This is a genomic window from Pseudomonas sp. R1-43-08 (genome assembly GCF_003852255.1).
Taxonomy (GTDB): Bacteria; Pseudomonadota; Gammaproteobacteria; order Pseudomonadales; family Pseudomonadaceae; genus Aquipseudomonas.
In genome coordinates this window covers 4,717,480-4,733,638 of sequence record NZ_CP027734.1, presented here as the reverse complement: position 1 = coordinate 4,733,638, position 16,159 = coordinate 4,717,480, and the positions used below count along the sequence as shown (strand labels likewise).

15 protein-coding genes are annotated in these 16,159 nt (G+C 61.2%); 4 read left to right on the top strand and 11 right to left on the bottom strand.

Annotation, left to right across the window (positions count from 1 at the left end; translation table 11 throughout):
• Positions 1-90 precede the first annotated feature (90 nt).
• The 5 genes from pgi to C4J87_RS21690 form a co-directional block, all read right to left on the bottom strand.
• Positions 91-1,755 carry a glucose-6-phosphate isomerase gene (pgi, locus tag C4J87_RS21710; protein WP_124368373.1) on the bottom strand — a complete coding sequence of 555 codons (1,665 nt, stop codon included), beginning with the start codon at positions 1,753-1,755 and terminating at the stop codon, positions 91-93.
• A gap of 228 nt (positions 1,756-1,983) precedes the next feature.
• Positions 1,984-2,835, bottom strand: coding sequence for a pantoate--beta-alanine ligase (panC, locus tag C4J87_RS21705; RefSeq protein ID WP_124368372.1), 852 nt, complete (start codon positions 2,833-2,835; stop codon positions 1,984-1,986).
• Positions 2,832-3,632, bottom strand: coding sequence for a 3-methyl-2-oxobutanoate hydroxymethyltransferase (gene panB / locus C4J87_RS21700; protein WP_124368371.1), 801 nt, complete (start codon positions 3,630-3,632; stop codon positions 2,832-2,834). Before panB ends, panC begins: the two co-directional genes overlap by 4 nt.
• A gap of 322 nt (positions 3,633-3,954) precedes the next feature.
• Positions 3,955-4,437, bottom strand: a complete 483-nt coding sequence (gene folK, locus C4J87_RS21695; RefSeq protein ID WP_124368370.1) for a 2-amino-4-hydroxy-6-hydroxymethyldihydropteridine diphosphokinase — start codon at positions 4,435-4,437, stop codon at positions 3,955-3,957.
• Positions 4,438-4,439: 2 nt separating this feature from the next.
• Positions 4,440-5,843 (bottom strand): polynucleotide adenylyltransferase PcnB, encoded by a 1,404-nt coding sequence (locus tag C4J87_RS21690; RefSeq protein ID WP_124368369.1) that lies wholly within the window; start codon positions 5,841-5,843, stop codon positions 4,440-4,442.
• A gap of 193 nt (positions 5,844-6,036) precedes the next feature.
• Between C4J87_RS21690 and C4J87_RS26190 the strand changes: the two genes are divergently transcribed.
• Complete coding sequence (locus C4J87_RS26190; protein ID WP_164487674.1) at positions 6,037-6,372, top strand: hypothetical protein; 336 nt, start codon at positions 6,037-6,039, stop codon at positions 6,370-6,372.
• Between the two features lie 164 nt (positions 6,373-6,536).
• Here the strand turns inward: C4J87_RS26190 and C4J87_RS21685 are convergent, their stop codons facing one another.
• The 5 genes from C4J87_RS21685 to dksA form a co-directional block, all read right to left on the bottom strand.
• Positions 6,537-7,967, bottom strand: a complete 1,431-nt coding sequence (locus C4J87_RS21685; protein WP_124364425.1) for a sigma-54 dependent transcriptional regulator — start codon at positions 7,965-7,967, stop codon at positions 6,537-6,539.
• Between the two features lie 22 nt (positions 7,968-7,989).
• The gene (locus tag C4J87_RS21680) at positions 7,990-10,944 is read right to left on the bottom strand and encodes a sensor histidine kinase (protein WP_164487673.1); all 2,955 of its coding nucleotides are present in this window, start codon (positions 10,942-10,944) and stop codon (positions 7,990-7,992) included.
• A complete protein-coding gene (locus tag C4J87_RS21675; protein WP_003176118.1) occupies positions 10,928-11,104 on the bottom strand; it encodes a hypothetical protein in 177 nt (58 codons plus the stop codon). The genes C4J87_RS21680 and C4J87_RS21675 overlap by 17 nt, the downstream gene beginning before the upstream one ends.
• A 62-nt stretch (positions 11,105-11,166) precedes the next feature.
• Entirely contained in the window at positions 11,167-12,054 is an 888-nt protein-coding gene (gene gluQRS, locus C4J87_RS21670) for a tRNA glutamyl-Q(34) synthetase GluQRS (protein ID WP_124368367.1), read from the bottom strand.
• Between the two features lie 84 nt (positions 12,055-12,138).
• A complete protein-coding gene (gene dksA / locus C4J87_RS21665; protein WP_003194150.1) occupies positions 12,139-12,582 on the bottom strand; it encodes an RNA polymerase-binding protein DksA in 444 nt (147 codons plus the stop codon).
• A 318-nt stretch (positions 12,583-12,900) separates the two neighbouring features.
• On the opposite strand from dksA, the gene C4J87_RS21660 reads away from it, so the two are divergent.
• Together C4J87_RS21660 and sfsA are read left to right on the top strand one after the other, a co-directional pair.
• Positions 12,901-14,073: a pyridoxal phosphate-dependent aminotransferase gene (locus C4J87_RS21660; protein ID WP_124368366.1), complete on the top strand. Its 1,173-nt coding sequence runs from the start codon at positions 12,901-12,903 to the stop codon at positions 14,071-14,073.
• Positions 14,073-14,786, top strand: a complete 714-nt coding sequence (gene sfsA / locus C4J87_RS21655; RefSeq protein WP_124368365.1) for a DNA/RNA nuclease SfsA — start codon at positions 14,073-14,075, stop codon at positions 14,784-14,786. The genes C4J87_RS21660 and sfsA overlap by 1 nt, the downstream gene beginning before the upstream one ends.
• On the opposite strand, the gene C4J87_RS21650 is transcribed toward sfsA, so the two are convergent.
• Positions 14,783-15,100, bottom strand: coding sequence for a Rieske 2Fe-2S domain-containing protein (locus C4J87_RS21650; RefSeq protein ID WP_124368364.1), 318 nt, complete (start codon positions 15,098-15,100; stop codon positions 14,783-14,785). The genes sfsA and C4J87_RS21650 overlap by 4 nt on opposite strands.
• A 155-nt stretch (positions 15,101-15,255) precedes the next feature.
• Here C4J87_RS21650 and C4J87_RS21645 point away from each other — a divergent pair, with 155 nt between their 5' ends.
• On the top strand, positions 15,256-16,134 hold the full coding sequence (locus C4J87_RS21645; RefSeq protein ID WP_124368363.1) for a hemin ABC transporter substrate-binding protein: 879 nt from the start codon (positions 15,256-15,258) through the stop codon (positions 16,132-16,134).
• Positions 16,135-16,159: the final 25 nt, after the last annotated feature.

The window sequence follows — 16,159 nt, the reverse complement described above, 5'->3', positions numbered from 1 at the left end:
CTTGTTTTGCGACAAGTCATAAAGATGCACCCTGAGGAGAGAGGGTTCAAGGCCAACGTCCAAACGGACATTGGCCTTGAAGTCGCCGGATCAGCCGCGGTGACGGCCGCGGAAGTAGTTGATCAGGCCCTGGGTCGAAGCATCCTCGGCCGAGGTTTCTTCGGCGCCGGTCAGGCGGTTGTAGACGCCTTTGCCCAGCTCCTTGCCCAGCTCGACACCCCATTGGTCGAAAGCGTTGATGCCCCAGATCACGCTCTGGACGAACACTTTGTGCTCGTACATGGCAACCAGCGCGCCGAGGCGACGTGGGCTGATGCGTTCAACCACGATGGTGTTGCTCGGGCGGTTGCCCGGGATCACCTTGTGCGGCGCCAGTTTCTGCACCTCGGCCTCGGGGATGCCTTTTTCGCGCAGCTCGGCTTCGGCTTCGGTGCGGGTCTTGCCGAGCATCAGTGCCTGGCTCTGGGACAGGCAGTTGGCGTACAGCCACTGATGGTGGTCGGAGACCGGGTTGAAACTCACGATCGGTACGATGAAGTCGGCCGGGATCAGTTGGGTGCCTTGGTGCAGCAACTGGTGATAAGCATGTTGCCCGTTGCAGCCCACGCCGCCCCAGATGACCGGGCCGGTATCGGTGGCGACCGGCGTGCCGTCCTGGCGCACGCTCTTGCCGTTGGATTCCATGTCCAACTGCTGCAAATGCTTGGTGATGTTACGCAGGTAGTGGTCGTACGGCAGGATCGCATGGCTCTGCGAACCCCAGAAATTGCCGTACCACACGCCCAGCAAGCCCAGCAGCACCGGCATGTTGTCTTCGAACGGCGCGTTCTGGAAATGCTGGTCCATGGTGTAGGCACCGGACAGCAGTTCCTTGAAGTTGGACATGCCGATCGCCAAGGCAATGGGCAGGCCGATCGCGGACCACAGCGAGTAACGACCGCCGACCCAGTCCCACATCGGGAAGATGTTTTCCTCGCGGATACCGAACGCCACGGCCGCTGCGTTGTTGCTCGACACGGCGATGAAGTGGCGGTACAGCTCGGCTTCCGAGCCGCCCTGCGCCAAGTACCAGGCGCGGGCGGCCTGGGCATTCTTCAGGGTTTCGAGGGTATTGAAGGATTTGGACGAGACGATAAACAGCGTGGTCTCGGCGCGCAGCTTCATGGTCAGCTCGTGAAACTCGCTGCCGTCGATGTTCGCCAGGTAATGACAGCGCACGCCTTTGTGGGCGTAGGACAGCAGCGCTTCGGAGACCAGCTCCGGGCCGAGGAACGAACCACCGATGCCGATATTCACCACGTCCGTGATCGGCTTCTCGGTGTAGCCACGCCACAGGCCATCGTGGATGCGGCCGACCAGGTCGGTGATCTGGTTCAGCACTTTGTGCACGTCCGGCATGATGTTCACGCCGTTGACCGACAACTTGTCGCCTACCGGGCGGCGCAGGGCGGTATGCAATGCTGGGCGGCCTTCGGAGGAGTTGACCGGCTCGCCGGCATACAGCGAGTCGATCGCGTCTTTGAGGCCGACTTCGTTGGCCAGGCCCACCAGCAGGTCGCGGGTTTCGCGGGTGATCAGGTTTTTCGAGTAATCGAGGAAAAGCCCGCAGCTGCTCAGGGTAAATTCTGAAAAACGCTGGGGGTCGGCATTGAAGGCCTCGCGCATGCTGAAATCCTGCATGGCTTGGCGATGTTGATTGAGCGCTTGCCAGGCGGGCAGCGCGGTAACGTCATGAGGGGTGCGGTAGTACGCCATCGCTGCGGGTTTCCTTTTTATTACAGGGACTGCCTTTTAGGACACTTCAAAATCCGGAACATCCAGTCTTTTAACTGGCCACGGTTTTTTCCGGACAGCGCTAACCATACGCGCAGGGCGATTACATTAAACCTAGCGTGTCGATATGTCTTGGCTTTGTCTGCGCTGTAGCCGGTACTTTTTTATACCGGCGCAGCGTTTAGGGCAATCGCGGGGTGTTGACAGGGGTCAGTCGAGGGTCAGATGCAGGTTGTCGATCAGGCGAGTCGCGCCCAGATAGGCCGCCACCAGAATCACAATGTCCCGATCCTCAGGCGTGGCTGGCCTCAAGTGTATGCCTTGGCGCACTTCCAGGTAGTCCATGCGCAAACCAGCGGCTTCGATCTGCTGGATGTGCTCGGCGCGCAGCCTGGCGAAATCACGCTCACCGCTTTTGATGGCGGCGGCAATCTGGCTGAGGCTGCGGTACAGCACCGGTGCAATCGCGCGTTGCTCTTCGGTGAGATAGCCATTGCGCGATGACAGCGCCAGGCCATCGGCTGCGCGGACGGTTGGCTCGCCGATGATCTGGATCGGCATGTTCAGGTCATGCACCATGGCGCGGATCACCGCCAGTTGTTGATAGTCCTTCTGACCAAATACGGCCATGTCCGGCTGGACCATGTTGAATAGCTTGCTGACCACCGTGGCGACGCCTTCGAAATGCCCTGGACGACTGGCGCCGCACAGGCCTTCGGACAGCAGCGGAACGCTGACGCGGGTCTGGCCGGTCATGCCGCCGGGGTACATTTCCTCCACCGTTGGCGCGAACAGCAGGTTGCAACCGGCTTGCAGCAGCCGTTCCTGATCGGCGGCGAGGGTGCGCGGATATTTGTCCAGGTCTTCGCCGGCGCCGAATTGCAGCGGGTTGACGAAAATGCTCGTCACCACGAAATCCGATTGCTGCGCAGCCTTGCTCACCAGGGTCGCGTGGCCACTGTGCAGGTTGCCCATGGTCGGCACGAAGCCGATGCGCTTGCCGGCGTTGCGCGCGTGGGTCACGGCGGCGCGCAGTTCGCGCAGGGTTTTAACGGTGTTCATGCAGAGAATCCGTGTTCGGCGCCAGGGAAGGTCACGGCCTTGACTTCGCTGACATAAGCGCTCAGTGCGGCGTGAATGCTGGGCTGGCCGGCCATGAAGTTTTTCACGAACTTGGGCACGTGGCCGCTGATCGACAGGCCGAGCATGTCGTGCAGCACCAGCACCTGGCCGTCGGTGGCGGAGCCAGCCCCGATGCCGATCACCGGTACTTTGACCGCCTGGGTGATTTCGGCGGCCAGTTCACTGGGTACGCACTCCAGCAGAATCATCGCGACGCCGGCTTGTTCCAGGGCGATGGCATCGGCGCGCATCTGGCGTGCCTGGGCTTCATTGCGGCCCTGGACCTTATAGCCACCCAGGAGGTTGACCGACTGCGGCGTCAGGCCCATGTGCGCGCACACCGGCACGCCGCGCTCAGCCAGCAGCCGGATCGACTCGGCGAGCCATACGGCACCTTCGACCTTGATCATGTGCGCACCCGCCTGCATCAGTTTGCCGGCGTTCTGGAAGGTCTGTTCGAGCGTGGCATACCCCATGAATGGCAGGTCGGCGATGATGAACGCACCGTCATTGCCACGCTTGACGCTGGCGGTGTGGTACGCGAGTTCATCGGTGGTGACGGGGAGCGTGCTGTCATTCCCTTGCAGAACCATGCCCAGGGAGTCGCCTACCAGCAACACCTCGACCCCGGCCTGGCAACAGGCGTGGGCGAAGGTCGCGTCGTAGCAGGTCAGCATGGTGATTTTTTCACCCTTGAGCTTGAGGCTCTGCAAGGTGGTCAGGGTAATGTCTGGCATGAAAAGGGTCCTCGTTCAGGCGCTTGGAAACAGCGAGTAACGCGCGTGAGTCTTCGTTTATACAGGCGCACCGTCTTGATAGCAGTGCTTATATGGCCTGGATTGCGCCCTTCAGCGCCGGGTTGGCGGCGGCGGGACGCCTATAGTCGTGAGGAGGACACGGGAAGTCAATTGGATGTGTTACCGCCTTGTTACGATGGCGGTGTTACCGCTGTTACTGACGCGATCGTAGGAGCGAGCTTGCTCGCGAAGAATCCAAGGGCACCGCGCTCAATCAGGCTGAGCGCGTGATCGTTGACGATTTTCGCGAGCAAGCTCGCTCCTACAGAGGCAAGCGTTCCAGGCCGACGAATGGGCAAGCTGTCAGCAGTTCACCCAGCGTTTGGCCCTCGGGCAACTGAAAGTCGGCAGGCACCAGCTCAGCCAAGGGATAAAGCACGAACGCCCGCAGGTGCATCTGGTAATGCGGCACCTTGAGGCGCGGCTCATCAATCAGGCGATCACCGAATAGCAGGATATCCAGGTCCAGGGTGCGTGGGCCCCAACGCTCAGTGCGCTCGCGGCCCTGGTGGTTTTCGATGGTTTGCAGTGCGTCGAGCAGGCCCAGCGGCGTGAGGTTGCTGTCCACGGCCGCCACCGCGTTGGTGTAGCGCGGTTGGCCTGGCAGCAGGGAGTCGCTTTGATAAAAGGCGGATACATCGACGAGGGCCGTGCCGGGCAAGTGCGCCAGGGCTTCGATAGCGTCGCGCAGTTGCTGCTGCGGGGCCGCCAGGTTGCTGCCCATGCCGATGTAGATACGTTCCACGATTATTCGCCGGTTGCGCCCGAGGCATCGGCGGCGCTGCGTTTGCGCTTGCTGGAGCTGCGGCGGCGCTTTTTTGGCCCTTCGCCGACGCTATCGCCTTTGCTGCCGAGCTCGCGAATCATCTCGCGGCGTTGGCTGTCATTGGCATCCTGATAGTCGGTCCACCATTCGCCCAGGCCGTCGGTCTGCTCGCCGGCGCTTTCGCGCAGCAACAGGAAGTCGTAGCCGGCGCGAAAGCGCGGGTTGTCCAGCAACAGGTCGGCGCGTTTGCCACTGCGGCGCGGCAGGCGCTCCTGCATGTCCCAGATTTCGCGGATCGGCAGGGTGAAGCGCTTCGGAATGGCGATGCGCTGGCACTGCTCGGTGATCAATTCGTGGGCGGCTTCCTGCATGGCAGGAATCGGCGGCATGCCACGGTCCTGCAAGCGCAGTACGCGTTTGGGCAGGGCCGGCCACAACAGCGCGGCAAACAGGAACGCCGGGGTCACCGGCTTGTTCTGCTTGATGCGCAAGTCAGTGTTGATCAACGCTTCGCTGATCAGCGTGTGGGTGTACGTCGGGTTGTGTTCCAACGCCTCGGCGCTGGCCGGGAACAGTGGATCGAACAACTGCAGGTCGACAAGCATTTCAAAGGTGTCGGCGGCGTAGCCCGAAAGGAACAGCTTGAGCACTTCTTCAAACAGGCGTGCCGACGGGATTTCCCGCAGCATCGGTGCCAGTTCGCGAATCGGTGCGGCCGTGTGCTTTTCGATACCGAAGTTGAGCTTGGCGGCGAACCGCACGGCGCGCAGCATGCGCACCGGGTCTTCCTGGTAGCGCTGCGTTGGGTCGCCGATCAGGCGGATCAGGTTGTTGCGGATATCGTGTACGCCATTGGCGTAATCGAGGATCCGCTCGCTGACTGGATCGTAATACAGGGCATTGATGGTGAAGTCGCGGCGTTGCGCGTCTTCTTCCAGGGTGCCGTAGACATTGTCGCGCAGGATGCGCCCGCTCTCGTTGCGAGAAGACTGATTGGTGTCTTCCTCTTCATCGTTTTGCGGGTGGCCGGCACGGAACGTCGCGACTTCGATGATTTCGCGACCGAAGTGAATATGCACCAGCTTGAAGCGGCGCCCGATGATCCGCGCATTGCGAAATTCGGCACGCACCTGTTCAGGCGTGGCGCTGGTGGCGACGTCGAAATCTTTCGGCGTGATATTGAGCAGCATGTCACGTACGCAGCCGCCCACCAGGTAGGCCTGGTAACCGGCGTTCTGCAAACGTTCGACGATGTTCACCGCATAACGGCTGAATTGAGCGCGCTGCAATGAATGCTGATTGCTGTTAAGCACTTCAGGCGTGCTGCGAATGTGTTGCGTACGACGCAAGGGAGAACGGAATGACTGGAACAACTTCTTCAGCATGGGATGCACTGTTTGAAGGAATGTTCGGCCATAACGAAGAATGACCGCATGATGGGCCGGGATTCTAGCATTTAGTCAGGGGATGGTGTAGGAACAAGCTGCAGGCGTTGCGCCATAAGCGTTTGAAAGGCAAATCCAGGGGCTAACTGTCGGAAACTACAAGGGGAGCCGAAGCTCCCCCAGAAGTAGTTGCGTGCTCTATTTTTATTATGGTGTCGGGCTTCTTGTTTTTGTTGATCGCCCTGGCCATGAAGCTTCACCTTCATGGCACTCCCAATCGGGAGCCAAGAGCAAACGGATTGCTTTGGTCGCTGTGTTGCTGATCTACGATCCAACCAGTTCAGGCTCTGCCTTAGGGCAGTTTTTGTTGTTCTCGGCCTGGTTGCGGGGCAAGCCCCAATGCAACGCCTCTCCAAAAGAATCAGTTAGCTGCGCCTCCGCCGTGTTGTTTTTGTTATGCGTGAGTCGATTCGTCTTATTTTTATTGTCTGGTACAAAGCTTGTTATTGTTTTTGTACTAAGCATATAGCAGGGTGCGTGCCAACTTTTGCGCCGCCCAGCAAAAGCAGGGGGTTGAGGCGGTTTCAGGGTTTTGACGGGCGAAAAAAAGCCGGGGCTCCGTTACCGTAAGCCCCGGCTTTTGTTACGCGACATATCTGCGGTAACAGTTTTTTCACATTAGCAGGTGTTACCTCAGCTCTCGCTGGGAACACCGGTCTTGCGCCGTGGAATGCCCAGGCGTTGGCGACGTTCCCACAGGCACTTGCGGCTTACGCCGAGCTTGCGGGCCAGTTCGGTTTCGGTCATGTGGTCCTGGTGCTCGAGGACGAAATGCTGGAAGTAGTCTTCCAGGGACAAATCTTCCGTCGGCTCATGGCTGGTCGCGCTACCTGCGCCCTGTTGTGGCGCCAGGCCGATGAAGTCGTCGTCGTCCAGATCGCTGAGCTCGATATCGATGCCCAACAGCTCGGCGGATATTTCCGGGCTTTCCGACAGGATGACCGCGCGCTCGACGGCGTTCTCCAGTTCGCGAACGTTGCCCGGCCAGGCGTAATGTCGGATCGCCTGCTCTGCGTCCGGCGCAAACTTCAGATCGGTACGGTTGATGCGCGCGCTCTGGCGCAGCAGGAACGCGCTGGCGATCTCGTTGACATCGGCGCCACGCTCGCGCAGTGGCGGCAGCTTGAGCGCAATCACATGCAGGCGGTAATACAGGTCTTCACGGAACTGGCCGATCTTGGCCAGGCTCTTGAGGTCACGGTGCGTCGCTGCGATCAGGCGTACATCGACCTTTTGCGATTGCACCGAACCGACCCGGCGAATTTCGCCTTCCTGCAGCACCCGCAACAAGCGCGCCTGGGCCTCCAGGGGCAGCTCGCCGATTTCGTCGAGGAACAGCGTGCCGCCGTCGGCGGCTTCGACCAAGCCCGCACGCCCGGCGCTGGCACCGGTGAACGCGCCTTTTTCGTGGCCAAACAATTCGGACTCGATCAGGGATTCGGGGATCGCCGCGCAGTTCACCGAGATCATCGGGGCCTTGGCGCGCCTGGACAGGTTATGCAGCGCGCGGGCCACCAGTTCCTTGCCGGTGCCCGACTCACCCTGGATCAATACATTGGAGTCGGTCGGCGCCACTTTGCGGATCTTGCTGTACAGGTCCTGCATCGGCGGGCAGGAGCCAATGATGCCGATTTCGCCGTTACTGTTATCGACGCCCGGTTTGTCGGCTGCTTTTCCTGCCGGACGCGGTTCGGCTGGCGCACTGCTGGCCGACTGGCGGTCACGCAGGATGCGCGCCACAGCCTGCAGCATCTCGTCATGGTCGAAAGGCTTGGCGATGTAGTCCACCGCGCCCATCTTCATCGAGTCCACCGCCGAGCGCAGGCTGGCGTAGCTGGTCATGATCAGCACCGGAGTGCCCTGGCCCAGCTTGATCAATTCGGTACCCGGAGCGCCCGGCAAGCGCAGGTCGCTGACGATCAGGTCGAACGTGGGAATGCTGAACCGCTCCTGGGCTTCCTGCACCGAGCCGGCTTCGCTGACCTGGTACTGATTACGTTCAAGCAGGCGACGCAAGGCAGAGCGGATAATGGTTTCGTCTTCGACGATCAAAATGTGCGGCATTGATTCAATTCTCTCGACGGTCTCAGTTCACAGCGGACGTCGCTTCGACATGACGCGGCAAGGTCACCCGGATACGGGTGCCGCGTTGGCTTTCGGTGTCAGCCGGGCTGTCGATGGTGATTTGTCCATAATGCTCTTCAACGATGGAATAGACCAGTGCAAGGCCCAGACCGGTACCTTCACCCGGGTCCTTGGTGGTGAAGAAGGGTTCGAACAGTCGGTCCATGATGTTCTGTGGAATGCCGCTGCCTTCGTCTTCGACGATCAGATCGACCGTATGTTCGAAAGCCTCGGTCTTGACGCGTACCGCGCCGCCGCCGGGCGTTGCATCGCGGGCGTTGGACAGCAAGTTGATCAGGACCTGGGCCAGGCGTTGTGAGTCGCCATCGACCCAGTGGTCCGGATCGCACAGGTTAAAGAACTGTACTTCGAAATTGCGCCGGTTCAAGGCCAGCAGCCCAATGGCATCCTGCGCCACCTTGGCCAGGCACACCGCTTCGTCTTGATTCTGATGGGCGCCGGAGTGGGCGAAGCTCATCAGCGACTGCACGATGCGCGACACGCGCTTGGTCTGCTCGAGGATCTGCCCGCTGATCTCGGTGATTTCACCGTCTTCCTCGCGCTCTTCCCGCAGGTTCTGCGCCAGGCAGGCGATACCGGTGATCGGGTTGCCGATCTCATGCGCCACGCCGGCGGCCAGGCGGCCAATACTGGCCAGGCGCTCGGAGTGCACCAGCTTGTCTTCGAGCATCTGGGTGTCGGTGAGGTCTTCCACCAGCAGCACCAGGCCGCTGTTGCCTGGGGCCAGGGGCTCGTCAATGGCGGCCTTGTGCAGGTTGAGCCAACGGGTCTGGCCGTCGAGGGCCAGGTGCTGCTTGTGCAAATGCTCGTCGGGCAGGTTGATAAAACCTTGCAACAATTCTTTCCAGGGGTCGCCGAGGGTATTGAGGCGAGAGCCGACCACGCGTTGCGCGGCGATGCCGGTAAGCTCTTCCATAGCCTTGTTCCACATCAGGATTTCCTGGTCCTTGGCCAGGGAACACACGCCCATCGGCAGTTCCTGCAGGGTCTGGCGGTGGTAACGGCGCAGGGCATCGAGTTCGGCGGCGAGCCCGGTGAGGCGTGAGTGATAGTCCTCCAACCGGCTTTCGATGAAATGGATGTCTTCGGTCACGTAGTTTTCGCCGCCCGCCTTGTAAGGCAGGAAGGTTTCCACCATGTCCTGGGACACGCTGGGGCCCATCAGCCCGGACAAGTTGGCTTCGATACGGTCGCGCAAGCGCCGCAGCGCATAGGGACGGCGCTCATCGAATGGCAGGTACAGATCGCGCAAGGCCTGTTCGACTTCCTTTTGCGCGGCCTTGGCGCCGAGCGGCTTGGCCAGTTGCGTGGCGAATTCCTGAGGCGAGGCCGCATGCAGCTCGCGGCGTTGCGGGCGACGCACGTTGTCTACTGCGCAGGCTTCGGCGGCGCTGGTTTCTTCGGGGCTGGCGTTGGTGAACAGCGAGATCAGGGTGAACATCAGGACGTTGGCGGCCAGCGAAGCGATTGCGGCCATGTGCCAGCTGGTATCATCCAGCACGTAAATCATGTTCAGCAACGGTATATAGAAACCCTGCAGGTTGCCGACCAGCGGTAGCAGCATGGTCACCAGCCACACCAGGATGCCCGCCAGCAACCCGGCGATAAAGCCACGGCGATTGGCGGTCGGCCAGTACAGCACCGAGAGTACGCCCGGCAGGAACTGCAAGGTGGCGACAAAGGCCACGATGCCGAGGTTGGCCAGGTCCTGCCCGGCGCCCAGCAGCAGGTAAAAGGCATAGCCGGCCATGATGATCGCGACGATCAGCGCGCGGCGCGTCCATTTCAACCAGCGGTAGATGTTGCCTTCGGCCGGTGGTTGGTACAGCGGCAGCACCAGGTGGTTGAGCGCCATCCCGGAGAGTGCCAGCGTGGTGACAATGATCAAGCCACTGGCCGCCGACAAACCGCCCACATACGCCAACAGCGCCAGGGCCGGGCTGTTGGCGGCGATGCCGATGCCGAGGGTGAAATACTCAGGGTTGGTGGTGGCCCCCAGTTTCAGGCCGGCCCACAGAATCAGCGGCACCGCCAGGCTCATCAACAGCAGGAACAGTGGTAAACCCCAGCTGGCGCTGACCAATGAGCGCGGGTTGAGGTTTTCGGTGAAGGTCATGTGGTACATGTGCGGCATCACGATGGCCGAGGCGAAGAACACCAGCAGCAGCGTGCGCCAGGGGCCTTCCTGCAGGGGCGTGTGCAAGGCGGCGAGGGCGGTCTGGTTTTGCAGCAGCCACAATTCCAGCTGTTGCGGGCCGTCGAACACGCCGTAGAGCGCATAAAGGCCGACACCGCCGATGGCGACCAGCTTGATGACCGACTCAAAGGCAATCGCAAACACCAGGCCCTGGTGTTTTTCGCGGGTGGCGATATGGCGTGAGCCAAAGAAAATGGTGAACAGGCTGATCAATGCGCAGAAGGCCAGGGCAACGCGATGTTGCACCGGCTCGCGGGTGAGGATGCTGATCGAGTCGGCCACTGCCTGGATCTGCAGGGCGAGCAACGGCAGCACGCCGATCAACATGAAAATCGTGGTGAGTGCGCCGGCCCAGGTGCTGCGAAAACGAAAGGCAAACAGGTCCGCCAGGGAGGACAACTGATAGGTGCGGGTGATTTTCAAAATCGGGTACAGCAGCACCGGCGCCAGCAGGAACGCACCGGACACCCCCAGGTAGCTGGAGAGGAAACCGTAGCCGTATTGATAGGCCAGGCCCACCGTACCGTAGAACGCCCAGGCGCTGGCGTATACGCCCAGGGACAAGGTGTAGGTCAAGGGATGGCGAATGATCGCCCGCGGAATCATTCCACGCTCACTGATCCAGGCGACGCCGAACAACGCCGCCAGGTAGGCGGCGCTGATCAGCAGCATCTGGGTGAGGCTAAAGCTCATCGGCATCTTTTTGGCTCTGCAGGATGAAGGTCACGACGATCAGGATCAGCCAGAGCAGATAAGGACGGTACCAGGCGCCCGTGGCATCGATCCACCAGTCCATGATGGCGGGGGAAAACAGGTAGATCCCGACGACCAGCAGCAGGACCAATCGATAGATGTACATGTTGGCCTCTGATTGAAGAATTGCGGCGATGGTAACGGATGGCTGGCAAGCTGCAAGCGCCTTCAGTTCAATTGCGCTTCGGCCAGGGTGAGTGTGCGCGGGATCCGTGTGGCATCCCACTGCCGAATGCCCCAATCCAGCAGTTCCCTGGGGCTTGCGTCAAGCAGCTCGTCACCGGCCGGCTGGCCAAGGGCGCGCAGCGCTCTGAGTAACAATGGCGTGGCCTGGTCTGCGGTCAGCGGTGGCGAACGGTACGACTTGCCCAGTTTGTGACCGTCCGGCTGGACGATCAGGGGCACATGCAGATAACGCGGCTGGCGCAGGCCGAGCAGTTCCTGCAGGTAAAGCTGGCGTGGCGTGGAGTCGAGCAGGTCGGCGCCGCGCACGATGTCGGTAACGCCTTGCCAGGCGTCATCCAGGACCACGGCCAATTGATAGGCGTACAGGCCGTCGCGGCGGCGGATGATGAAGTCGCCTGCATCGCGCCCCAGGTGCTGTCGGAATTCGCCCTGTACGCGGTCGGTAAAATGGTATTCAAGCTCGGGCACGCGCAAACGGATAGCCGCATCTTGCTGGTCGTGGCCGGCATTGCGACAAAGCCCGGGGTAAATCCCGTTGTAGGGTTCCAGCTGTTTGCGCGAGCAGGTGCAGGCGTAGGCCAGGCCGTGGTTGAACAAGTCGTTCAATACCTTGGCGTAGGCGTCGTGTCGCTCGCTTTGCCGAACCAGTACGCCATCCCATTCAAAACCGTAGCTTTCCAGGGCATGCAGGATTGCCGCCTGGGCGCCGGGTTCTTCACGGGGTGGGTCGAGGTCTTCCATGCGCATCAGCCAGCGGCCTTGATTGGCGCGGGCATCGAGGTAGGAGGCGAGGGCGGCGACCAGGGAGCCGAAGTGCAGATGGCCGCTGGGCGTGGGGGCGAAGCGCCCGATATAGGTAGAGGCAGTCATGAGCCGGATACTACTGGAAAATCGGTAAACGCCAGCAACAAAAATGGGGCGTTCGCACGCCCCATTCGTTCAGCTCGACAAGCATTACTTGCCGACCTGTTTTTCCTTGATTTCGGCCAAGGTCTTGCAGTCTACACAGAGGTCCGCGGTCGGGCGGGCTTCCAGGCGACGAATACCGATCTCGACGCCGCAGGATTCGCACCAGCCGTATTCTTCGTCTTTGATCAGTTGCAGGGTCTTGTCGATCTTCTTGATCAGCTTGCGCTCGCGATCACGGGCGCGCAGTTCGAGGGCGAACTCCTCTTCCTGGCTGGCACGGTCGGCCGGGTCAGGGAAGTTGGCTGCTTCGTCCTTCATATGGTCAACCGTGCGGTCGACTTCCTGCATCAAATCCTGTTTCCACTTGTTCAGGATTTTGGTGAAGTGCTCGCGCATGGGCTCGCCCATGTACTCCTCGCCCTTTTTTTCCACATAGGGTTCGAAGCCGCCGAGGCCTTGAGTCTGCTGTTGCTTTGCTTGGGTGGACATGAATAGACCGCCTCTCACTCTTCTAATCCATTGCGCAGGATTGCAACGTCACCGACACCTGCCGGCCCTGCGGCTGCAAGCGGGCGAACTTACCAGATAGATTCGGGGTGCGCCACTCCCGGTTGTCGAGCCTGTCGCGTCGGGGGTTGCAAACTGCAGCGGCCCGTCGTGGCTGGGTATGTCTCGTCTCGAATGTTGATTTTAGTCGTTTTGCCGGCGCTTGCCTGGCCGTGAAGTCGGCCGGGCAGGCAATAGAACATGTTTTATCGCGAGGGTTCGGTAGAATCCAGATTTTGTCCTCACCGTCTAGGAAGGCTAATGGCTCAGCCCTACAGTGCGCGTAGTCGCGCCATCGAACCTTTTCATGTCATGGCATTGCTGGCGCGCGCCAATGAGCTGCAGTCAGCCGGCCACGACGTGATCCATCTGGAAATCGGCGAGCCGGATTTCACCACCGCCGAACCGATCATCCAGGCTGGCCAGGCCGCGCTGGCCAACGGCAAGACCCGCTACACCGCCGCCCGTGGGCTGCCCGAATTGCGCGAGGCGATCAGCGGTTTCTACCAGCAGCGCTACGGGTTGAGCATAGATCCGCAGCGCATTCTGATCACGCCCGGTGGCTCCGGCGCGTTGTTACTGGCCACCAGCCTGCTGGTGGATCCGGGCAAGCACTGGCTGCTGGCGGATCCGGGCTACCCCTGCAACCGGCATTTCCTGCGCTTGATCGAGGGCGCGGCGCAGTTGGTGCCGGTCGGCCCGCAAGTGCGCTACCAATTGACCGCCGACCTGGTGGCGCAACACTGGAACCAGGACAGCGTCGGCGCACTGGTTGCCTCCCCGGCCAACCCGACCGGGACGCTTCTGACGCGGGAAGAATTGGCCGACCTGTCCAACGCCATCAAGGCGCGCGACGGCCATCTGGTGGTGGATGAGATCTATCACGGGCTCACCTACGGCGCCGACGCCGCGAGCGTGCTGGAAGTCGACGACGATGCCTTCGTCCTGAATAGTTTTTCCAAGTATTTCGGCATGACCGGCTGGCGCCTGGGCTGGCTGGTGGCGCCACCGGCGGCGGTGGGCGAATTAGAGAAGTTGGCGCAAAACCTCTACATCAGCGCGCCGAGCATGGCCCAGCATGCGGCCCTGGCCTGTTTCACCCCGCAAACCCTGAGCATTCTGGAGGAGCGCCGCGCCGAGTTTGGCCGGCGCCGTGACTTCCTGTTGCCGGCGCTGCGCGAGTTGGGATTCGGTATCGCCGTAGAGCCAGAAGGCGCGTTCTATCTCTATGCCGATATCAGCGCGTTTGGTGGAGATGCCTTCGCGTTCTGTCGCCATTTCCTGGAAACCGAACATGTAGCCTTTACCCCCGGGCTGGATTTCGGCCGTTATCAGGCGGGTCACCATGTGCGTTTTGCCTACACGCAAAACCTCGACCGGCTACAAGAGGCGGTGGAGCGAATTGCCCGTGGCTTGCGGAGTTGGCAAGGCTGATGCGTTTTCATCCTCCCCTCGAAGAAGGGCGGCTGATCCGCCGCTACAAGCGTTTTCTCACCGATATCGAAACCGTTACCGGCGAGTTGCTCACCATTCACTGCCCGAACACCGGTTCGATGCTCAACTGCATGGTCGAAGGTGGCCAGGTCTGGTTCAGCCGTTCCGCCGACCCCAAGCGCAAATTGCCAGGCACCTGGGAAATCGCCGAAACGCCCCAGGGCCGGCTGGCCTGTGTCAATACGGCACGCGCCAATCAGTTGGTGGAGGAGGCATTGCGGGCCGGGCTGATCAATGAACTCAATGGCTTTACCGCGTTGAAACGCGAAGTGCCTTACGGTCAGGAACGAAGCCGGATCGATTTTCGTCTGGACTACCCGCACGGGGCAGCGTTTGTCGAAGTCAAAAGTGTCACTTTGGGCTTTGATGGCACCTCTGTGGCGGCTTTCCCTGATGCGGTGACCCAGCGCGGTGCCAAGCACTTGCGGGAGCTGGCCCACCTGGCGCGTGAAGGTGTGCGGGCGGTGCAGTTGTACTGCGTTAATTTGTCGGGGATCGATGCGGTGCGCCCAGCGGTGGAAATTGACGCGGGTTATGCCGCCGCGTTGCGTGAGGCCAAGGCAGCGGGTGTGGAGGTGCTGGCGTACGGCGTGCGGGTCACGCCTGAAGAAATCTGTATCGACCGGCCGTTGAAGGTGCTGCTGGGCAGCTAGAGTTGCACCCACAGGCCCTGTGCGTCTTCGCGGCCGGGCAAGGCGGTGAGGCTTTGGCCTGCGCACGGGCCGGCGATGCATTCGCCGCTTTCGATCAGGAACAGCGCGCCATGGGTGGCGCATTGAATCAGGCTGGCGCTTGAGTCGAGGAAGCTGTCCGGTTGCCATTCCAGTGGGACGCCGCGATGGGGGCAGCGGTTGACATAGAAGTAGGCAACGCCAGCGCGCCGCACGGCCAACAGTTTGCAACCGTCGATATCAAAACCGAGGCTGCTGTCGGGCGCTAAAGCCTCGGAGGGGCAGAGAAACTTCATTTCAATCCTTAAGTGCCTTGACGTTCAAATGCAAACAATTATCAAATGCCCGCTTCACCCGTCAGCTGATCGGGTGCTCACTACGATGCCGGGCAGGGTTTATCTGTCACATCAATGAGTGCTTGAGCGGCCCCGCCTTGGAAGGAAACCCTGTTATGCGCCTGAGTGCCAGCGTTATTGCGCTAGTTGCCGGACTGCTGGTCAGCCACGCGGCCCAAGCCTTGGACCTGCCGCAACGCTGGGTCAGCGCCGGTGGCGCGTTATCGGAATGGGTGACGGCACTGGGAGGTGAGCCGAAGCTGGTCGGCGTGGACACCACCAGCCAGCATCCGGCCTCACTCAAGGCATTGCCCAGTATCGGTTATCAGCGCCAGCTGTCGGCCGAGGGCATTCTGAGCCTGCGCCCGCAGGTGCTGGTGGGAACCGAAGAAATGGGGCCACCACCGGTGCTGGCGCAGATCCGCAATGCGGGCGTGCAGGTAGAGATGTTCTCGGCACAGCCGGACTTACCCAGCCTGAAAGCCAACCTGGCGCACCTGGGCACACTGTTGGGCAGCGAGGCCAAGGCCAACGAATTGTTTGCCGGATATGAGCAGGCGCTGGATCAGCAGAAAGCCTGGGTGACCAAGGCCCGCTTGACGCGAAAAGCGCCTGGCGTGTTGCTGTTGCTCGGGCACGCCGGCGGCAAGCCGTTGATCGCCGGTAAAGACACCGCCGCTGACTGGATGCTGCAGCAGGCCGGCGGCCATAATCTGGCGACTCACAGTGGTTACAAGCCGTTCTCGGCGGAGTCGCTGGCCGGGTTAAGCCCGGATGTACTGGTAGTTGCTGATCGGGCGCTCAGTGGTGAAGCGGCCCGGGTGGCGTTGTTCAAGGAAAACCCCATCCTCGCTTCCACGCCAGCGGCCAGGAACGGCCGAGTGCTGGAGTTGGACCCGACGCTGCTGGTGGGCGGGCTTGGGCCACGCTTGCCGCAGAGCCTGGCGCAGTTGTCCGCAGGCTTTTACCCGTCCCAGGCTGAACCCGCCCCATGACCCGGTTGGTCAAACCGAAAACGCT

What these genes read in the sequence shown, in the direction of transcription:
- C4J87_RS21690 (WP_124368369.1), bottom strand. Translation starts at nt 5,843, where the DNA reads ATGCTGAAGAAGTTGTTCCAGTCATTCCGTTCTCCCTTGCGTCGTACG.
- dksA (WP_003194150.1), bottom strand. Translation starts at nt 12,582, where the DNA reads ATGTCCACCCAAGCAAAGCAACAGCAGACTCAAGGCCTCGGCGGCTTC.
- C4J87_RS21675 (WP_003176118.1), bottom strand. Translation starts at nt 11,104, where the DNA reads ATGTACATCTATCGATTGGTCCTGCTGCTGGTCGTCGGGATCTACCTG.
- C4J87_RS21660 (WP_124368366.1), top strand. Translation starts at nt 12,901, where the DNA reads ATGGCTCAGCCCTACAGTGCGCGTAGTCGCGCCATCGAACCTTTTCAT.
- panC (WP_124368372.1), bottom strand. Translation starts at nt 2,835, where the DNA reads ATGAACACCGTTAAAACCCTGCGCGAACTGCGCGCCGCCGTGACCCAC.
- gluQRS (WP_124368367.1), bottom strand. Translation starts at nt 12,054, where the DNA reads ATGACTGCCTCTACCTATATCGGGCGCTTCGCCCCCACGCCCAGCGGC.
- panB (WP_124368371.1), bottom strand. Translation starts at nt 3,632, where the DNA reads ATGCCAGACATTACCCTGACCACCTTGCAGAGCCTCAAGCTCAAGGGT.
- C4J87_RS21680 (WP_164487673.1), bottom strand. Translation starts at nt 10,944, where the DNA reads ATGCCGATGAGCTTTAGCCTCACCCAGATGCTGCTGATCAGCGCCGCC.
- C4J87_RS21645 (WP_124368363.1), top strand. Translation starts at nt 15,256, where the DNA reads ATGCGCCTGAGTGCCAGCGTTATTGCGCTAGTTGCCGGACTGCTGGTC.
- sfsA (WP_124368365.1), top strand. Translation starts at nt 14,073, where the DNA reads ATGCGTTTTCATCCTCCCCTCGAAGAAGGGCGGCTGATCCGCCGCTAC.
- C4J87_RS21650 (WP_124368364.1), bottom strand. Translation starts at nt 15,100, where the DNA reads ATGAAGTTTCTCTGCCCCTCCGAGGCTTTAGCGCCCGACAGCAGCCTC.
- pgi (WP_124368373.1), bottom strand. Translation starts at nt 1,755, where the DNA reads ATGGCGTACTACCGCACCCCTCATGACGTTACCGCGCTGCCCGCCTGG.
- C4J87_RS21685 (WP_124364425.1), bottom strand. Translation starts at nt 7,967, where the DNA reads ATGCCGCACATTTTGATCGTCGAAGACGAAACCATTATCCGCTCTGCC.